This window comes from Campylobacter concisus (assembly GCF_002912895.1).
Taxonomy (GTDB): domain Bacteria; phylum Campylobacterota; class Campylobacteria; order Campylobacterales; family Campylobacteraceae; genus Campylobacter_A; species Campylobacter_A concisus_G.
On record NZ_POZX01000009.1, the window covers coordinates 61,916 to 78,279 of the forward strand.

The 16,364-nt window shown below is 38.6% G+C and carries 21 protein-coding genes; 16 read left to right on the plus strand and 5 right to left on the minus strand.

The window, feature by feature from the left end:
• Window positions 1-162: 162 nt before the first annotated feature.
• The gene (locus CYP51_RS00830) at window positions 163-381 is read left to right on the plus strand and encodes a helix-turn-helix domain-containing protein (RefSeq protein ID WP_054196526.1); all 219 of its coding nucleotides are present in this window, start codon (window positions 163-165) and stop codon (window positions 379-381) included.
• Window positions 382-383: 2 nt separating this feature from the next.
• Entirely contained in the window at window positions 384-1,148 is a 765-nt protein-coding gene (locus CYP51_RS09950) for a hypothetical protein (RefSeq protein WP_258032756.1), read from the plus strand.
• A 6-nt stretch (window positions 1,149-1,154) separates the two neighbouring features.
• On the opposite strand, the gene CYP51_RS00840 is transcribed toward CYP51_RS09950, so the two are convergent.
• The 4 genes from CYP51_RS00840 to CYP51_RS00855 all read right to left on the minus strand — a co-directional run bounded on the left by CYP51_RS00840 (window position 1,155) and on the right by CYP51_RS00855 (window position 2,734).
• Entirely contained in the window at window positions 1,155-1,433 is a 279-nt protein-coding gene (locus CYP51_RS00840) for an addiction module antidote protein (protein WP_103583533.1), read from the minus strand.
• Window positions 1,430-1,723: a type II toxin-antitoxin system RelE/ParE family toxin gene (locus CYP51_RS00845; protein ID WP_103624003.1), complete on the minus strand. Its 294-nt coding sequence runs from the start codon at window positions 1,721-1,723 to the stop codon at window positions 1,430-1,432. Before CYP51_RS00845 ends, CYP51_RS00840 begins: the two co-directional genes overlap by 4 nt.
• A gap of 128 nt (window positions 1,724-1,851) precedes the next feature.
• Window positions 1,852-2,283, minus strand: coding sequence for a tyrosine-type recombinase/integrase (locus tag CYP51_RS00850; protein ID WP_346209484.1), 432 nt, complete (start codon window positions 2,281-2,283; stop codon window positions 1,852-1,854).
• A gap of 148 nt (window positions 2,284-2,431) precedes the next feature.
• The gene (locus CYP51_RS00855; RefSeq protein WP_072594134.1) at window positions 2,432-2,734 is read right to left on the minus strand and encodes a c-type cytochrome; all 303 of its coding nucleotides are present in this window, start codon (window positions 2,732-2,734) and stop codon (window positions 2,432-2,434) included.
• A 91-nt stretch (window positions 2,735-2,825) separates the two neighbouring features.
• Between CYP51_RS00855 and gmhB the strand changes: the two genes are divergently transcribed.
• From gmhB to CYP51_RS00925, 14 genes are all read left to right on the plus strand, one after another.
• Window positions 2,826-3,341 (plus strand): D-glycero-beta-D-manno-heptose 1,7-bisphosphate 7-phosphatase, encoded by a 516-nt coding sequence (gene gmhB, locus CYP51_RS00860; protein ID WP_103624005.1) that lies wholly within the window; start codon window positions 2,826-2,828, stop codon window positions 3,339-3,341.
• The gene (gene rfaD / locus CYP51_RS00865; protein WP_103624006.1) at window positions 3,338-4,327 is read left to right on the plus strand and encodes an ADP-glyceromanno-heptose 6-epimerase; all 990 of its coding nucleotides are present in this window, start codon (window positions 3,338-3,340) and stop codon (window positions 4,325-4,327) included. Before gmhB ends, rfaD begins: the two co-directional genes overlap by 4 nt.
• Window positions 4,320-5,738 carry a D-glycero-beta-D-manno-heptose-7-phosphate kinase gene (gene rfaE1 / locus CYP51_RS00870; protein WP_103624007.1) on the plus strand — a complete coding sequence of 473 codons (1,419 nt, stop codon included), beginning with the start codon at window positions 4,320-4,322 and terminating at the stop codon, window positions 5,736-5,738. The genes rfaD and rfaE1 overlap by 8 nt, the downstream gene beginning before the upstream one ends.
• Entirely contained in the window at window positions 5,713-6,282 is a 570-nt protein-coding gene (gene gmhA / locus CYP51_RS00875) for a D-sedoheptulose 7-phosphate isomerase (RefSeq protein WP_103624008.1), read from the plus strand. Before rfaE1 ends, gmhA begins: the two co-directional genes overlap by 26 nt.
• A 1-nt stretch (window position 6,283) precedes the next feature.
• Window positions 6,284-6,679, plus strand: coding sequence for an SseB family protein (locus CYP51_RS00880; protein ID WP_103624009.1), 396 nt, complete (start codon window positions 6,284-6,286; stop codon window positions 6,677-6,679).
• A gap of 98 nt (window positions 6,680-6,777) precedes the next feature.
• Entirely contained in the window at window positions 6,778-9,399 is a 2,622-nt protein-coding gene (gene gyrA / locus CYP51_RS00885) for a DNA gyrase subunit A (protein WP_103624010.1), read from the plus strand.
• A gap of 44 nt (window positions 9,400-9,443) precedes the next feature.
• Window positions 9,444-9,944, plus strand: a complete 501-nt coding sequence (locus CYP51_RS00890; protein ID WP_103624011.1) for an LPP20 family lipoprotein — start codon at window positions 9,444-9,446, stop codon at window positions 9,942-9,944.
• Window positions 9,920-10,312 carry a hypothetical protein gene (locus CYP51_RS00895; protein ID WP_103624012.1) on the plus strand — a complete coding sequence of 131 codons (393 nt, stop codon included), beginning with the start codon at window positions 9,920-9,922 and terminating at the stop codon, window positions 10,310-10,312. The genes CYP51_RS00890 and CYP51_RS00895 overlap by 25 nt, the downstream gene beginning before the upstream one ends.
• A 12-nt stretch (window positions 10,313-10,324) precedes the next feature.
• On the plus strand, window positions 10,325-11,479 hold the full coding sequence (locus tag CYP51_RS00900) for a sigma-54-dependent transcriptional regulator (RefSeq protein ID WP_103624013.1): 1,155 nt from the start codon (window positions 10,325-10,327) through the stop codon (window positions 11,477-11,479).
• A 70-nt stretch (window positions 11,480-11,549) separates the two neighbouring features.
• Window positions 11,550-12,575 (plus strand): aspartate-semialdehyde dehydrogenase, encoded by a 1,026-nt coding sequence (locus tag CYP51_RS00905; protein WP_103624014.1) that lies wholly within the window; start codon window positions 11,550-11,552, stop codon window positions 12,573-12,575.
• Window positions 12,576-12,591: 16 nt separating this feature from the next.
• A complete protein-coding gene (locus CYP51_RS00910; protein WP_103624015.1) occupies window positions 12,592-13,098 on the plus strand; it encodes a YqhA family protein in 507 nt (168 codons plus the stop codon).
• Window positions 13,099-13,190: 92 nt separating this feature from the next.
• Window positions 13,191-14,213, plus strand: a complete 1,023-nt coding sequence (gene hemE / locus CYP51_RS00915) for a uroporphyrinogen decarboxylase (RefSeq protein WP_103624016.1) — start codon at window positions 13,191-13,193, stop codon at window positions 14,211-14,213.
• A 46-nt stretch (window positions 14,214-14,259) separates the two neighbouring features.
• Entirely contained in the window at window positions 14,260-15,126 is an 867-nt protein-coding gene (locus tag CYP51_RS00920; RefSeq protein WP_103624020.1) for a radical SAM protein, read from the plus strand.
• Window positions 15,127-15,951, plus strand: a complete 825-nt coding sequence (locus tag CYP51_RS00925) for a pyridoxamine kinase (RefSeq protein WP_103624017.1) — start codon at window positions 15,127-15,129, stop codon at window positions 15,949-15,951.
• Window positions 15,952-15,960: 9 nt separating this feature from the next.
• Here CYP51_RS00925 and CYP51_RS00930 read toward each other — a convergent pair whose 3' ends face one another.
• On the minus strand, window positions 15,961-16,320 hold the full coding sequence (locus tag CYP51_RS00930; protein ID WP_087579994.1) for a DUF488 domain-containing protein: 360 nt from the start codon (window positions 16,318-16,320) through the stop codon (window positions 15,961-15,963).
• Window positions 16,321-16,364: the final 44 nt, after the last annotated feature.

Sequence of the window (16,364 nt, forward strand, 5' to 3'; positions counted from 1 at the left end):
GCCATATTCAGGGCAAAACCTATGCAATTTTTGATATAATTTTGTTGCGAACAAAAATCAAAAAATTATGCACAATAATTGTGCATTTGGATAATGAAATGTTAAATAAAAAACCCTTAAAAATTAATAAAATGCAAAATAATTTGTCAAAAAGTATGAAAAATGACTAGACAAGAATTAGCAGACAAATTAAATATTACTAGAAATACACTCACAAATTGGGAAAAAGAAAAGCCAGAATTAATACGATTAATAAATCAAGGTTTAGCACTAGATGAACAAATTTTAGAAACCAAAAAATTTCTAGAAAGATTAGAAAAAATAAGAGAAAAAGCAAACAATGGAAAAATAAATACTAAGATAAATAAATCAGAGGAATAATGTTGGAACAAAATTTAAATCTAATTATTCCACTCATAAAAATTTTTATATCTGTAATGCCTATTTTATTATTTATATTTTTAATAAAATTAATAATAAATTTTATAGAAAAACAAGTAAGAAAAACAAATTTTAAAAAAAGGAATTTTATGCAAATTATAACAGCAAAACAAATAGCAGAAGCATTTAATAAAAATTCAAAAGAGATAAACGAAGCTTTTGTAAATATAGGTTATGCCGAAAAATGCAGTAATGGATATACAGTAACACAACTTGGAAAAAGCAAAGGTGGAGAGCAAAATTTTTATATGGGAAAAGCAAATATTAGATGGACAGAAGAAATATTAAAAGACGATATCTTTATAAACGAAATAAAAAAAGAAGAAAAAGAAGAAAAGCAAGAAAATTTTAGAGATAAATTTAAGGCAGAGTATAGAACTAATGATGGACACTATGTAAGAAGCAGGGCTGAAGTAATTATATCAAACTGGCTATTTGGAGAGTGTATAGCACACGCTTATGAAAAAAGAGTTCCAATAGAAGAAGATATGTATTGCGATTTTTATATACCAAAAGGAAAAATTTATATAGAATTTTGGGGATACGAAGAAGATGAAAAATATTTAGCGAGAAAGGAAAAAAAGAAACACCTTTATAAAAAATATGGTTTAAATTTAATAGAAATAGATAATGAAACAATAAACAATATAGACGACTTTTTACCAAAAGAGCTTTTAAAATTTGGGATTAAATTAAACCTTGATTAAGATATATTAGGCATAAACAAGTTTAATATCAAGAGCATTTACAACCTTAAATATGCTTTCAAATCTAGGTTTTGAATTTTCTTTAAACATCTTATAAAAGCTTTCCCTATTTAAATTTGCTTTTTTTGCAACTTTCTCAATACCCTTTGACTTTGCTATATAAAATAAAGCCCTTTTAAATTCTTCGATATCGCCATCGGCCAAAACTTGATTTAAATATTCTTTTCTAAGTTCATCGGTTGTTAAATAGTCTTCTAAATTAAATTTTGTAAATTCTTCTTTCATTTATAATCCTTTAATATCTCTTTTGCTTTTTTAATATCATCGCTTTGGCTATCTTTATCGCCAGCATTTAATAATATAATTATTTCATCGCCATTAAAAGTAAAAAATATTCTTATTCCACCACGATTAAAAAATCTAAGCTCATATAAATCCGTATCAATAAATTTATAATCTCCTAAATGATCTTTAGTTTCTATTTGATCTAATCTTCTTAAAATAGAAATTTTAACGATCGGATTATTTAATTTATTTAACCATTTATCAAACGTAGTACTTTTTAATATTTTCATAAAATAGATTTTAAAAAAATGTAGCTTAATGGCTACTTATAAAAAGACCCTAACGCTCATAACCCGAAGGTCGGCGGTTCAAATCCGTCCTCCGCAACCAAATGCCTCATATCTTTATCATTTAAAAACTAAACGCCAACTCCTATACCATCACGTATATCATCAACATTGAGATGGACATAGTGCAAACTACTCTTAATATCCTTGTGACCCATAAATTTCATTAATTTATGAGCATTAAATCCCTTCAAACTCACTAACCTAGAAGCTACTGTATGGCGTAATACGTATAGTCCGTGAGTGTTGTTTTCTCCCTTATATCCTAAATGGTTTCTTACAGCCCACCACATACGATTTGCTGTATCGTGGTTTAGATGAGTTATGGGGCACTTGTTTAAGGGTAGATCTTTGCAGTTGTCATAAGCCCCTTGAGATACCCAGTAGTAAGCCATACGAAGCACTTGGTCGTCTTTCGTTTCAGTAAAGAGTTTGCGTGCCTCTATTTTACTTACGCTTTTAGCTATTTCTAAGCGCTGTTTTATGACTTTGAAGACTAGAATGGTTTTATTTTAATATGTAAAAAGGAAGATTGGTAAAAAATAGGTTTCATAACTTTTAAATATAAAAAAAGAAATTCCCATCTACTATATGTTTTATGGATTATTAGTATAAATTTAAAAATACAGGAGGGGCGAATGCCCCTAATTATTATTTTAAAGTTTGGATGTATTCAGCTACTGCTTTTGCATCTTCGTCGCTCATTGGAGTAGCAATTGGTTTCATCATAGCGCCAAGACCAAATTTATTTGCTCCTGTTTTATAACCCTTTAGTGCCTCTTCGATAGCTGCTGCATCAAGAGATGTTAAAGCTGGAACTTTATTATTGAACATTTTTTCAGCTTTTGCACCATGACAGGCGATGCATTTTTTGTAGATAGCAGCACCATCTGCAGCAAAGGCAGCAGTTGAAAGTAGAGCCGCAACGCTAGAAACAATTAGTAATTTTTTCATTTTTCATCCTTTGTAAAAAAGTTTGTGCATTATAGTACAAAAAGGTAAATTCGCAAGAAGCTAGTTAAAATATTTTGGCTATAATCACTAAATGAATAAAAATAAGCCTATTAAAGCACTTTTTCTGGATCGAGACGGCGTAATAAACGAAGATGCCGGATATGTTTACGAGATAAAAGATTTTAAATTTATCGATGGTATTTTTGATGCGTTAAGAGAATTTGCTGGGGCTTGCTACAAGCTCTTTGTCGTGACAAATCAATCAGGTATCGGAAGAGGCTACTACACGCAGGAGCAGTTTGACGCTCTAACTAAATTTATGCTAGAAATTTTCAAAAAAGAGCAAATTTCCATCACAAAAGTCTATTTTTGCCCACATGCCCCAGAGGCGGATTGCGCTTGCAGAAAACCAAATCCAAAAATGATACTTGATGCTTGCAAAGAGTTTAACATAGACCTTAAAAACTCGCTAATGATAGGAGATAAACCAAGCGATGTCGAAGCTGGCAAAAGAGCAGGTGTTGGTAGAAATTTCTTGCTTGATGGCATAAATTTTAAAGATGTAAAAGATGTTTTAAATAAGCTAAAAAAGGAAAAATCACTATGAATTTAAATGGAAAAAAGATAATTATAACTGGCGGTGCTGGCTTTATCGGCTCAGCCTTGGCGCATTATTTTGATGAAAACTATAAAGACACTCACGTGCTTGTCGTGGATAAATTTAGAAACGACGAGACATTTAGCAACGGCAACCTAAAAAGCTTTGGTCATTTTAAAAATTTACTTGGTTTTAAGGGTGAAATTTATGCTGGCGACATTAATGATGAGAGTACGCTTGAGAAGATAAAAAACTTTCGCCCAGACGTCATCTATCACGAAGCGGCGATCTCAGATACGACCGTAAAAGAGCAAGACGAGCTAATAAAAACAAATGTAAACGCTTTTGTAAATTTGCTTGATATTTGCGAGAGTTTAGGCGCAAAGATGATCTATGCAAGTTCAGGTGCCACTTATGGCAATGCAAAGAGCCCACAAACTGTTGGTGAATGCGAAGCGCCAAACAATGTTTATGGCTTTAGCAAACTAAGTATGGATAATATCAATAAAATTTACGCAAAGCGTGGCGTGAGCGTGGTTGGACTAAGATATTTTAACGTCTTTGGTAAGGGCGAGTTTTTCAAAAACAAAACCGCCTCGATGGTGCTTCAGTTTGGTCTGCAAATTTTAGCTGGCAAGACCCCAAGACTCTTTGAAGGCAGCGACCAGATTAAAAGAGACTTTGTTTACATAAAAGATATCATTGACGCAAATATAAAAGCACTCGACGCGCCAAGTGGTGTCTATAACGCAGCTACTGGTAAGGCAAGAAGCTTTCAAGATATCGCTGATATCTTGCAACGCGAGATCGGCGTAAATTTAGGCAACGAATATATCAAAAATCCATTTATCGGCTCATATCAGTTTCATACAGAGGCCGACGTAGCTCCAGCTCGCGAGGCATTTGGTTTTAGCGCGACTTGGAGCTTGGAAGAGGCAATAAAAGACTACTTGCCAGAAATAAAGAGAATTTACAAGGAAGAGATAAATGGCTAAGAGAGTTAAAATTTTAGTCGTCGGCGATCTCATGCTGGACCACTATATCTGGGGCAGCTGCGACCGCATCTCTCCTGAAGCGCCAGTGCAGGTTGTAAAGATAAATAACGAAACCTACACGCTTGGTGGCGCTGGCAACGTGGTAAGAAATTTACTCTCGCTTGGCGCAAATGTGAGCGTGGCTAGCGTTTTGGGAGATGATGAGGCTGGCAAAAAGATAAAAGAGAAGCTTGCTGAGCTAAATGTAAAAGATGAACTCATGCTCACCGAAAAAGGGCGTGAAAGCTCGATAAAAAGCCGTATCATGGCATCGCACCAGCAAGTTGTCAGGATCGATAAAGAGAGCGTTGTCAAGATAAATTTAGAAGATGAGCTTGTCTTAAAAGTCAAAGAAAATCTTGCAAATTTCAAGGCCGTCTTGCTAAGTGACTACGGCAAAGGCGTGCTTAGCGAAAAAGTCTGCCAAGAGATTATAAATGAGTGCGTGAGGCTAAATATCCCAGTGCTCATAGACCCAAAAGGCAGCGACTACTCAAAATACAAAAACGCAACCCTGCTCACGCCAAATAAAAAAGAGGCAAGCGAGGCTACAAATTTAAAGATAAAAGACAAAACCGAGCTTGAAAAGGCAATAAAACAGCTAAAAGACGAGCTAAATTTGACCTATTCGCTCATCACGATTTCGGAAGAGGGCATCGCGCTATATGATGATAGGTTGCATATCTTTGCAGCCAAGGCAAAAGAGGTCTTTGACGTCACAGGTGCCGGGGATACGGTGCTGGCTACACTTGGCTATATGCTGGCAAATGGGACTGACATAAAAGAGGCGATCAAGATAGCAAACCTCGCAGCAGCCGTCGTTGTGGCTAAGATAGGCAGCGCAACGGCTAGCTTTAGTGAGATCGAGCAGCTGCTAAATAGCTCATTTGGGGCAAATTTCGAGCACAAGCTTAAAAGCGTTGAGGAGCTAGAAGAAATTTTGAGCCAAAAGGGTAAGAAAAAGGTCGTTTTCACAAATGGCTGCTTTGATATCTTGCACGCTGGGCACGTAAAATACCTAGCCCGTGCAAGAGAGCTTGGCGATCTTTTGGTTGTCGGGCTAAATTCTGACGCTTCAGTTAAGAGGCTAAAAGGCGAGGCAAGACCTATAAACTCACAAGATGATAGAGCCTGCGTGCTAAGTGGGCTTGGATTTGTTGATTATGTCGTGATATTTGACGAGGATACGCCATTAAATTTGATAACAAAGATAAAGCCAGATGTGCTTGTAAAAGGGGCTGATTATAAAGACAAAGAGGTCGTTGGCAGCGAGATCGTAAAAGAGGTCAGGCTGATCGACTTTGTCGAGGGCAAAAGCACAACAGGGATAATAAAAAGGATAAAAGATGCTAAAAACAATGATAAAAAATGAGCTCGAGGCTCACCAAAAGACCTTTAGTGAGCATTTAAATTTACTTGATAACCTAGAGTGTGCTTGCCAGATGGTGGCTGATACGCTAAAAAATGGCAAAAAGGTGCTGATATGTGGCAACGGTGGCTCTGCAGCGGACGCTCAGCACTTTGCAGCCGAGCTAACTGGCAGATATAAAAGCGAGCGCCAGCCACTACCTGGCATCGCGCTAACCACTGATACTTCGGCACTTACGGCCATTGGCAACGACTACGGCTTTGACTATGTCTTTTCACGTCAGTTTGAGGCTTTAGCGCAGTCTGGCGACTTACTCGTGGCGATCTCAACAAGTGGCAACAGCAAAAATGTACTTGAAGCTATAAAAAGTGCCAAGAAAATGGGCGCATCAGTGCTTGGACTTAGCGGCAAAGGAGGTGGCGCTATGAATGAAGGATGTGATCTAAATTTAGTCGTTAGCTCAAGCGACACTGCAAGGATACAAGAGTCGCACATATTTTTTATTCACACGATCTGCCAGGCTGTAGACGAGGCTTTTAGGAGCTAAAATGCAAGAAGCGATGGATAAATTTTTAAAAGAGCCTAGTCAGCAAAATGAGATAAATTTGATAGCAGCTTTAAAAAAGGCTACTTTTTTTGCTCCGGTGCTTTTAAACCAAGCGCTCGCAAAGCCTGATGGCGGCGTTGTTTACGAGGAAGAGGGCTCAAATATCAAATTTATCCTGCTTGAAGATGAGAGTGAGAAGCTTAGCTATTTTCCAGCATTTACTAGCAAAGAGGCGATGAAGCTTTGGCGAAACGACAGTGAGCAAGAAAGCATTGAGATAGGACTAAAAGAGTATCTTGCGATGCTAAAAGAGAGCAGCTACGCTGGAGTCGTGGTTGATGCTTTTAGCTATGATTTTATTCTTAAAAAAGAGCAGATAGTAAAAATTTTAGACTAAAATTTTCATCGCACTATTGCCAAAGTCGCTGATTTGCTATTTAGCAAGTTTTTATTAATTTTAAGCTAAAATCAGCCAAGCTAAATTTAAGGATAAAAATGAAAGACAATCTACTTGAATTAACTCAAGATATCGCTTCAGTTGATATCGAAGATTCTATAAAAAATAGCTATCTTGACTACTCTATGAGCGTCATCGTCGGACGTGCTTTGCCTGACGCTAGAGACGGACTAAAGCCAGTTCATAGAAGAATTTTATACGCTATGGATAACCTCGGCGTTGGCAGCAGAAGTGCCTATATGAAGTCAGCTCGTATCGTCGGTGAGGTTATCGGTAAGTACCACCCACACGGCGACACAGCGGTTTATGACGCACTTGTTCGTATGGCTCAGAAATTTTCTATGCGTTATCCAGTCGTTGATGGACAAGGAAACTTTGGCTCGATTGATGGCGACAGCGCAGCTGCGATGCGTTATACCGAAGCTAGAATGACCATGCTTACTGAAGAGCTTTTAAAAGATATCGACAAAGATACGGTTGATTTTGTACCAAACTACGACGATAGAGAGGTTGAGCCAGATGTTTTGCCTAGCCGTGTGCCAAATTTATTATTAAACGGCTCAAGCGGTATTGCTGTCGGTATGGCGACAAATATCCCACCACACGGCCTTGACGAGCTAATAGACGGTCTTTTACTACTTCTTGAAAACAAGGAGGCGACGCTTGAAGAGGTGATGGAATTTATAAAAGGTCCAGACTTCCCAACTGGCGGTATCATCTTTGGTAAAAAAGGCATCATAGAGGCCTACCGCACAGGTCGTGGCAGGGTCAAACTAAGAGCCAAAACTCACATAGAAAAAAAGCCAAACAAAGATGTCATAGTAATCGACGAGCTGCCATATCAAACAAACAAAGCAAGGCTTATCGAGCAGATCGCTGAGCTTGTAAAAGATAAGCAGATAGATGGCATCAGTGAGGTTAGAGATGAGTCTGACAAGGACGGCATCCGCGTCGTCATCGAGCTAAAACGTGACGCGATGAGCGATATCGTGCTAAATAACCTTTTTAAATCAACCACGATGGAGAGCACTTTTGGCGTTATTATGCTTGCTATTAATAACAAGGAGCCAAAGGTATTTAATCTTATTGAGCTACTTAAACTATTTTTAAATCACAGAAAAACGGTTATCATTAGAAGAACGATATTTGAGCTTGAAAAAGCACGCGCAAGGGCTCATATCTTAGAGGGTCTAAAGATCGCACTTGATAATATCGACGAAGTGATAGAGCTTATTAGAAATAGTGCCGATACGGCGGTTGCTAGAGAAGGCTTGATGAGTAAATTTAACCTCTCAGAGCTTCAAGCAAACGCTATCCTTGATATGCGTCTAAGCAAGCTTACAGGCCTAGAGAGAGAAAAACTAGAGGCAGAGCTAGCCGAGCTTATGGCTGAGATCGCAAGACTTGATGAAATTTTAAAGAGCGAGACATTGCTTGAAAAATTGATCAAAGAAGAGCTTCTTGAGATCAAAAATAAATTTAAAGTACCAAGAGTGACTGAGATCGTTGATGACTACGATGATATCGACATTGAAGATCTTATACCAAATGAAAATATGGTCGTAACCATAACTCACCGCGGCTACATCAAGCGTGTTCCAAGCAAGCAGTACGAGAAGCAAAAGCGTGGCGGTAAGGGCAAAGTAGCGGTTACGACATACGATGATGACTTTATAGAGAGCTTCTTTACTTCAAATACTCACGATACGCTTATGTTTGTGACTGACCGCGGACAGCTCTACTGGCTAAAAGTCTACAAAATCCCAGAGGGAAGTCGCACAGCAAAGGGCAAGGCAGTTGTAAATTTGATCCAGTTGCAGCCTGATGAGAAGATCAAAGCGATCATCCCAACGACTGATTTTGACGAGAGCAAATCTCTAGCATTCTTTACTAAAAACGGCATCGTAAAACGCACAAATTTAAGTGAGTTTAAAAACATCCGCTCAGTTGGTGTAAGAGCGATCAGCCTTGATGAGAACGACGAGCTGGTAACTGCACTCATCGCTCAAACATATGATGATATGCCAGTAACTGACCCTGAAAATGAGCTAAGCGTAGAGACAGAGGTGCTTGAAGTTGAAGAGCTTCAAAACGAGATTGACGAAGATAATGCAAATGCTGAGGAGGACGCAAATTCAGGCGATGAGACAATGCTATTTGTCGTTACCAAAAAAGGTATGTGCCTTAAATTTAAGATCAGCAAAGTTCGCCAAATGGGAAGAACTGCACGCGGCGTAACTGGTATCAAATTTAAAGAGCCAGGCGATGAGGTTGTGGGCGCTGCAGTCATTGAAAGCAATGATCAAGAAATTTTAAGCATATCTCAAAAAGGTATCGGCAAGCGCACAACCGCTGATGAGTACCGCTTGACAAATCGCGGAGGCAAAGGTGTCATCTGCATGAAACTAACAAGCAGAACAGGCGATCTAGTGGGCGTTGTGATGGTTGATGAAGAGCAAGATCTAATGGCTCTAACATCAAGCGGCAAGATGATCAGAGTTGATATGCAAAGCATCCGCAAAGCAGGACGCAATACAAGCGGCGTGATCGTCGTAAATGTCGATGGCGATGATGTTGTAAGTATCGCAAGATGCCCTAAGGCAGATGATGGAGAGGATGAGGACGAAGCACCAAACGAAGATATGGGGCTTTTGGAATAAATTTTGCTATTAAATTTTAAATAAAAGCATAAAAAAGGTTGTTTATGAAGGTTAAAATTTTATCTTTTGCTTTGATGATCGCTGTTTTTAGCGGTTGCTCATTTAATGGCTTTATGGGCGAGCCAACTAACACATCAAATCGCAACGTAGTCATCCAAAAGGTCGATAAAGACGATCTTAGAGAGGTGATGAAAAAAGAGAAGATGATATATGATAGTGCTCCAAGAGAGACCACTTTTAGAGCCACAGGCGAGGGCATAGCTCCGCTAAATTCGCTCTCATACGCTCAGTCAGTCACTCTTGCAAAAAGAGCAGCGATGGCTGATGCTTATTCTCAGCTTGCTGGCAAGCTTTATGGCGTAAAGATCAATGCTGAAGACACCGTAAGAGACGCGATGCTAAATGACTCATCTATCACTTCAAAGGTTCAAGGTCTTGTTAAAAACGCAAGGATCGTGAATGAAAATTTCAAAGACGGGCTTTATAAGGTAAATATGGAGCTTAAGATAGACGAAGATAAGTGGCGAGAAGTCTTTTCTTACTAACGATACTTTTAAATTTCGCCTTTTGCTTGGAGGAGTTTATCTTCTGGGCGAAGGTCGATACAAAAAACCAAATAGTTGCCTTTGAAGAAATTTCATTTTCAAAGGCGATGACTCTTTCGCCAAATCCAAAACCAAAATTTCTTTGCCAGATAGACGCTTTTAAAGATGGAAATACCACGACTCTTGGCTTTTTAAATTTACATAAAGATGAAATTTTTAACTGCTTTGCTTTAAAAAAAGTGATGATAAAAAATGAGCTAAATGTCAAAAATACGCAGGTCACAATCGCTTCAAATTTGAAAATTTTACCAGTTAGATTTATGGTGGAATTTAAGCCAAAATCCGCTATCATCGGCACACTTCAATAAAAAAGAGATCAAATGAATATCGTCATAGTAGAAGATGACATCAATATGCGAAAGTCGCTTGAGATCGCGCTTGGTGAGTATGATGAGCTAAATATCAAAAGCTATAAGAGCGCAGTTGAGGCTCTAAAAAAGCTAGGCGACGACACTGATCTAATAATCACCGACATAAACATGCCAAAGATGGACGGACTTGAGTTCATTAAAGAGTTAAACGGCAAATTTGACGTCATCATAATGACTGGAAACGCCACGCTAAATAAGGCGATCGAGAGCGTTAGGCTTGGCGTGAAGGACTTTTTAACCAAGCCATTTGACGTCTCAACGCTTTACGAGGCGATAAAAAGGGTAGAAGTGCTAAAGCAAAAAACCCCAAAAAACATAAAAAAAGTTGAAACTAAAAGCGAAAATAATGGCTTTTTAGCTACTTCAAAAGCACTTGAAACCACGCTAAATATCGCTCTAAAAGCCGCAAGAACGGACGCTTCTGTTATGCTTAGTGGCGAAAGTGGCGTTGGCAAGGAGGTCTTTGCTAAATTTATCCACGCAAACTCACCTAGAAAAGATGCGGCATTTATCGCTTTAAACATGGCAGCGATCCCTGAAAATTTGATAGAAAGTGAGCTTTTTGGCTTTGAAAAAGGCGCATTTACCGACGCAGCTACTACCAAAAAAGGGCAGTTTGAGCTGGCAAATGGCGGAACGCTATTTTTAGATGAGATCGGCGAGATGCCTATAAATTTACAGCCAAAATTGCTTCGTGCGCTTCAAGAGCGTGAGATAACAAGGCTTGGTGCCACAAAGAGCGAAAAGATCGACGTTCGCATCATCTGCGCTACAAATGCAAATTTAGAGCTTGCGATGAAAGAGGGCAGGTTTAGAGAAGATCTTTTCTACCGTCTAAACACGATCCCACTTTTTATACCGCCACTTCGCGAGCGAAAAGATGAAATTTTGCCTATCGCGCAGGATGCTTTGGAAAAGTGCTGCAAAGAGTATGGCTTTGAAGCTAAAAATTTCTCAAAAGCAGCCAAAGATGAGCTTTTGGGCTATGATTATCCAGGCAACATAAGAGAGCTTATCTCAGTTGTGCAGCGTGCAGCGATACTAAGCGAGGGCGATGAAATTTTGCCAAAAGATCTATTTTTGCAGGCGAGAAGTAAAAAATAGGTAAAAATTTAAGTTTTTGGCTAGTAAAATTATGCAAATTAAGAAAATTGAAAGAAACCAAGGAGAGCAGATGAGAAAATTTAACGTAGCGGTCGTTGGTGCGACAGGAGCGGTCGGCGAAGAGCTTTTTAGAGTTATGGAAGAGGTTGATTTTCCAGTTGGAGAGCTTTTGCCGCTTGCTAGCGCAAAAAGTGCTGGCAGCGAGATCGAATTTAATGGCAAATATTACAAAGTAAAAGAGCTAACCGAAAAGGTTTTTAGTGAGCACGAGATTGATATCGCATTTTTTAGCGCAGGCGGCTCAGTTTCAGAGAAATTTGCTAAATTTGCAGCTGACAGCGGCGCAGTAGTCATCGATAACACCAGCCATTTTAGGATGGATAAAGATATCCCTCTTGTTGTGCCAGAGTGTAATCCAAGCGACATTGCCATGTGGAAAAACCGCGGCATCATCGCAAATCCAAACTGCTCAACCATCCAAATGGTGCAAATTTTAAAGCCACTAAATGACGCTTTTGGCATCAACAGGGTCGATGTTTCTACATATCAAGCAGCAAGCGGCGCTGGCAAAGAGGGCATGGAAGAGCTTGTTGTTCAGATGCAAAAATTCTTTGAGTTTAAGCTTGATGAGTGCGAGCCAAAGGTATTTGCGCACCGCCTAGCACTAAATGTTATCCCTCACATCGACGTCTTTTTGGACAATGACTATACAAAAGAAGAGATGAAAATGGTCAATGAGACGCAAAAAATTCTTCACAAAGATATCGAAGTTAGCGCTACCTGTGTGCGTGTGCCAGTGCTTAGAAGCCACTCAGAGGCGATCACTATCCACTTTGATAAGGATGTAAGTGCGGATACAGCAAGAGAAATTTTAAGCAAAGCTCCAAGCGTCGTTGTAGTAGATAATCCGGCAAATAAAGAGTATCCAATGCCTATCATCTCAAGCGATACAAACGAGACTTATGTTGGCAGGATCAGGGTTGATAACTTTAGATCAAATGTACTTCACCTTTGGTGTAGTGCCGATCAGATCCGTGTGGGAGCTGCGACAAATGCCGTTAGGATCGCACAAAAGTGGATCGCGATGCAAGAGTAAATAAAAAGGATTTTTATTGCGTAAAATATTTGAGAGAATTTTGCTTGCAAGCAATAGCTTTACACTTTTTCCAGTAGTTTTTGGACTTTTAGGCGCGATCGTGCTTTTCATCATCGCAAGTTACGATGTCGGCAAAGTACTTTTGGAGGTTTATAGATATTTCTTTGCTGCAGATTTTCACATTGAAAATTTCCACTCAGAAGTCGTTGGCGAGATAGTTGGAGCGATCGATCTATACTTGATGGCGCTTGTTCTTTATATATTTAGCTTCGGAATTTACGAGCTTTTCATCTCAGAGATCACACAGCTAAAGCAGTCAAAGCAGAGCAAAGTCTTAGAGGTTCACTCTCTTGATGAGCTAAAAGATAAGCTTGGCAAAGTGATCGTCATGGTCTTAATCGTAAATTTCTTCCAAAGAGTGCTTCACGCAAACTTCACAACTCCGTTTGAGATGGCATATCTTGCGGCTTCTATCCTTGCACTTTGTCTTGGACTTTACTTCCTTCACAAGGGAGATCACTAAAATTTTAAGCGTTTTTACGCTTAAAATTTCTCCTACATCTTTTCTTTAGCTATTTTTAGGTAATATCCCTTTAAAAATTTAAAGGAAATTTAATGATTTTCATAGACGCCTGCCTTAAAAAACCTACCCCTTATACGCCTGTTTGGATGATGCGCCAAGCTGGTAGATATTTGCCTGAGTATATGCGAGTACGCGCGCAAGCAGGAGACTTTTTATCACTTTGTAAAGATTATAAAAAAGCTAGTGAGGTTACGCTTCAACCAGTCGATATCCTTGGTGTTGATGCGGCGATTTTATTTAGCGACATCCTTGTCGTGCCACTTGAAATGGGTATGGATCTGCGTTTTGAAAAGGGCGAGGGTCCAGTTTTTAGTGAGCCTTTACGTGATAAAGCCGCACTTGACGCACTAAGTATCGAAAAATCGACTAAAAATTTAGCATACGTCTATGACGCGATCAAGCTTACAAGAGAAAATTTAGCCAAAGATAAGGCGCTCATTGGCTTTTGTGGTGCCCCATGGACGATAGCTACATATATGATCGAGGGTGGTGGCAGTAAAAACTATGCTGTTTGCAAAAAAATGCTATATCAAAATCCAGAATTTTTACACAAAATTTTAGAAAAAGTGACACAAACTCTTATTTTATATGTCAAAGAGCAGATAAAGGCTGGTGTAAATGCGGTGCAAATTTTTGATAGCTGGGCGGCTGCACTTGAGGAGCAGGCTTATTTTGAGTTTGGATTTAGCTATATAAATAAAATAGTTGACAGCGTAAAAGCTGAGTTTCCAGAAATTCCAGTTATTGTTTTTCCAAAAGGCATTAGTGGCTATTTGGACAAGATTTCAGGAATTTTTGACGTTTTTGGCGTTGACTGGAGTACTCCTATAGAGCTAGCCAAAGCAAAATTAAGCCCAAGATATGTTCTTCAAGGTAATATGGAGCCAACTAGACTTTATAGCAAAAAAGCGATAGATGAAGGCATTGATAAAATTTTAGATACGATGAAAGGTGTTCCACATATCTTTAATCTAGGTCACGGAATTTTACCAGATGTGCCAGTTGAAAATGCAAAATATTTCATAAAACAGGTTCAGACAAAAAGTGCAAGGTAATAAGCCTTGCATCGTCTTTGGTCCGATAAATTCACGCCGTTTTGGCATGAGTCTTGGCATAGATTTAAGCCCTAATCAAAAATCATGTAATTTTGACTGTGTTTATTGTGAGCTAAGTGGTGCAAAGCCGGTTGAAGTGATAGAAAATCCGCCAAGTGTTGATGAGATCATAAGCGATTTAAAAGAGGCTTTAAAAACTCATCAAAACATCGACGTCATCACGCTTACAGCAAATGGTGAACCAACTCTTTACCCGTACTTAAAAGAGCTGATAACAAAAGTAAATGAGCTAAAAGGCAGAGCAAAAACACTCATTTTGAGTAATGGCTCAGGCGTGTGTGATCCAAAAATTTGTGAAGCGCTAAATGGGCTTGATATAGTGAAATTTAGCCTTGATAGCGCGGTGCAAAGCACATTTAAAAAGATAGACCGCAACAAAAGCGGTATAGAAGTTAGCGAGCTCATAAAAGCGATGGCTAAATTTCGCAAGGAATTTAATGGCGAGCTTGTACTTGAAATTTTGGTTGTGGCTGGATTTAATGATAAAAAAAGTGAGTTTGAAGCACTCAATGCTGCGATAAATGAGATAGCTCCGCACCGAGTGGATATTGGCACGATAGATCGTCCGCCAGCCTATAATGTAAAGGGCGTAGACGCTAAAAAGCTAGAGGAATTGGCTGAGCAGATAAGTGGCGTGCCAGTCAATATCGTCAAAGCTCACAAGATAGAGCAAAAATATAATTTTAGTGAGAATGAAATTTTAGAAATGCTAAGACGTCGTCCGCAAACTATCGCAAATGTTGAAGAAAATTTCTCAGAGCACTCAAAGCAAATTTTAAACAAGCTCTTGCAACAAGATGTGGTTTATCTAGCCGATGTTGCTGGAGTAAAATTTTACAAACTAAGAGCATAAATGAAAAGAATCCTTACAATACAAGATATCTCGTGCGTGGGCAAATGCTCGCTCACAGTCGCACTTCCGATAATTAGCGCTCAAGGCATTGAGGCGTGCATATTGCCTACTGCGCTACTTTCGACTCACACTGGCTTTAAAAATTTCACATTTTGTGATCTGACTGATGAATTTGACGCGGTAACACAAGTATGGCACAAAGAAAATATCAAATTTGATGGAATTTATACTGGATTTTTAGGTAGCTTTAGCCAGCTTGAGCTGATAGAGAAAATTTTTAATGAGTTTAGTGGCTCTGCTCCGCTAATACTTGTAGATCCTTGCATGGGTGACAATGGCAAGCTCTATCATGGGTTTGATGAAAAATTTGTTATGAAAATGCGTGAAATTTGCACAAAGGCTCACGTCATCACGCCAAACATAACTGAAGCAAGCTTTATGTGCGGGATGCCGTTTTTAGGCAGTAACTATACGCAAGATTATATTTTAGAGTTGCTTGAAAGCTTGGCTAGCTTTGGAGCTAGAAAGATCGTATTAAAGGGTATTAGATACGAGCAAAATGAATGTGGCATCATAGCTTACGACGCAAAGACAAAAGAGAAGGTAGAATATTTTCACGAATTTTTACCATTTCACACGAGTGGGACTGGAGATATATTTGCTTCTGTGCTTTTTGGTTCACTCATAAATGGCGAAAGCATGCAAAATTCTATCAAAAAGGCAGCAAATTTTGTGCTTAGTAGTATTAAAATCACACTAAAAGATAAGAGCCGCACATGGTATGGTGTGCAGTTTGAAAAGGTGCTTGGCACTCTTGCGAAATAGGCTAGCAAACTACTTATTTAAAATTTTTAATAACACAACGATATGGCAAAGATTTATATCTTTGCTAGCTGTTAGAAGTGCTATATCGCCATGCTCTTTTTCTAGTTTTTTTAGCATTTTAAAGCAAGATTGCGCTTTTTCATTATCAAGCTCGAGCTCAAATTTTTCGCAAAACTCATCAAATCTAGCTTCTCTATCTTCATGAAACCACTCTCTTAAAGCAGTGCTTGGTGTGATATCTTTTAACCAAAGGAAATTTGAAAATATCTCTTTTCTTATACCTCTTGGATAGAGTCTATCAACAAAAGCCGCCTTCATATCCAAACTATCATCTTTGATAAAATCATAAATTCTATAAGCTTTAAACATATTGTGATTGTAGTCCTATAATGTTTATAAATAAAAAAATATTC

Excerpts from the sequence above, each read along its gene's own strand:
- CYP51_RS00830 (WP_054196526.1), top strand. The coding sequence starts at position 163 with ATGACTAGACAAGAATTAGCAGACAAATTAAATATTACTAGAAATACA.
- CYP51_RS00840 (WP_103583533.1), bottom strand. The coding sequence starts at position 1,433 with ATGAAAGAAGAATTTACAAAATTTAATTTAGAAGACTATTTAACAACC.
- CYP51_RS00845 (WP_103624003.1), bottom strand. The coding sequence starts at position 1,723 with ATGAAAATATTAAAAAGTACTACGTTTGATAAATGGTTAAATAAATTA.
- CYP51_RS00855 (WP_072594134.1), bottom strand. The coding sequence starts at position 2,734 with ATGAAAAAATTACTAATTGTTTCTAGCGTTGCGGCTCTACTTTCAACT.
- gmhB (WP_103624005.1), top strand. The coding sequence starts at position 2,826 with ATGAATAAAAATAAGCCTATTAAAGCACTTTTTCTGGATCGAGACGGC.
- rfaD (WP_103624006.1), top strand. The coding sequence starts at position 3,338 with ATGAATTTAAATGGAAAAAAGATAATTATAACTGGCGGTGCTGGCTTT.
- rfaE1 (WP_103624007.1), top strand. The coding sequence starts at position 4,320 with ATGGCTAAGAGAGTTAAAATTTTAGTCGTCGGCGATCTCATGCTGGAC.
- gmhA (WP_103624008.1), top strand. The coding sequence starts at position 5,713 with ATGCTAAAAACAATGATAAAAAATGAGCTCGAGGCTCACCAAAAGACC.
- CYP51_RS00880 (WP_103624009.1), top strand. The coding sequence starts at position 6,284 with ATGCAAGAAGCGATGGATAAATTTTTAAAAGAGCCTAGTCAGCAAAAT.
- gyrA (WP_103624010.1), top strand. The coding sequence starts at position 6,778 with ATGAAAGACAATCTACTTGAATTAACTCAAGATATCGCTTCAGTTGAT.
- CYP51_RS00890 (WP_103624011.1), top strand. The coding sequence starts at position 9,444 with ATGAAGGTTAAAATTTTATCTTTTGCTTTGATGATCGCTGTTTTTAGC.
- CYP51_RS00900 (WP_103624013.1), top strand. The coding sequence starts at position 10,325 with ATGAATATCGTCATAGTAGAAGATGACATCAATATGCGAAAGTCGCTT.
- CYP51_RS00905 (WP_103624014.1), top strand. The coding sequence starts at position 11,550 with ATGAGAAAATTTAACGTAGCGGTCGTTGGTGCGACAGGAGCGGTCGGC.
- hemE (WP_103624016.1), top strand. The coding sequence starts at position 13,191 with ATGATTTTCATAGACGCCTGCCTTAAAAAACCTACCCCTTATACGCCT.
- CYP51_RS00920 (WP_103624020.1), top strand. The coding sequence starts at position 14,260 with ATGAGTCTTGGCATAGATTTAAGCCCTAATCAAAAATCATGTAATTTT.
- CYP51_RS00925 (WP_103624017.1), top strand. The coding sequence starts at position 15,127 with ATGAAAAGAATCCTTACAATACAAGATATCTCGTGCGTGGGCAAATGC.
- CYP51_RS00930 (WP_087579994.1), bottom strand. The coding sequence starts at position 16,320 with ATGTTTAAAGCTTATAGAATTTATGATTTTATCAAAGATGATAGTTTG.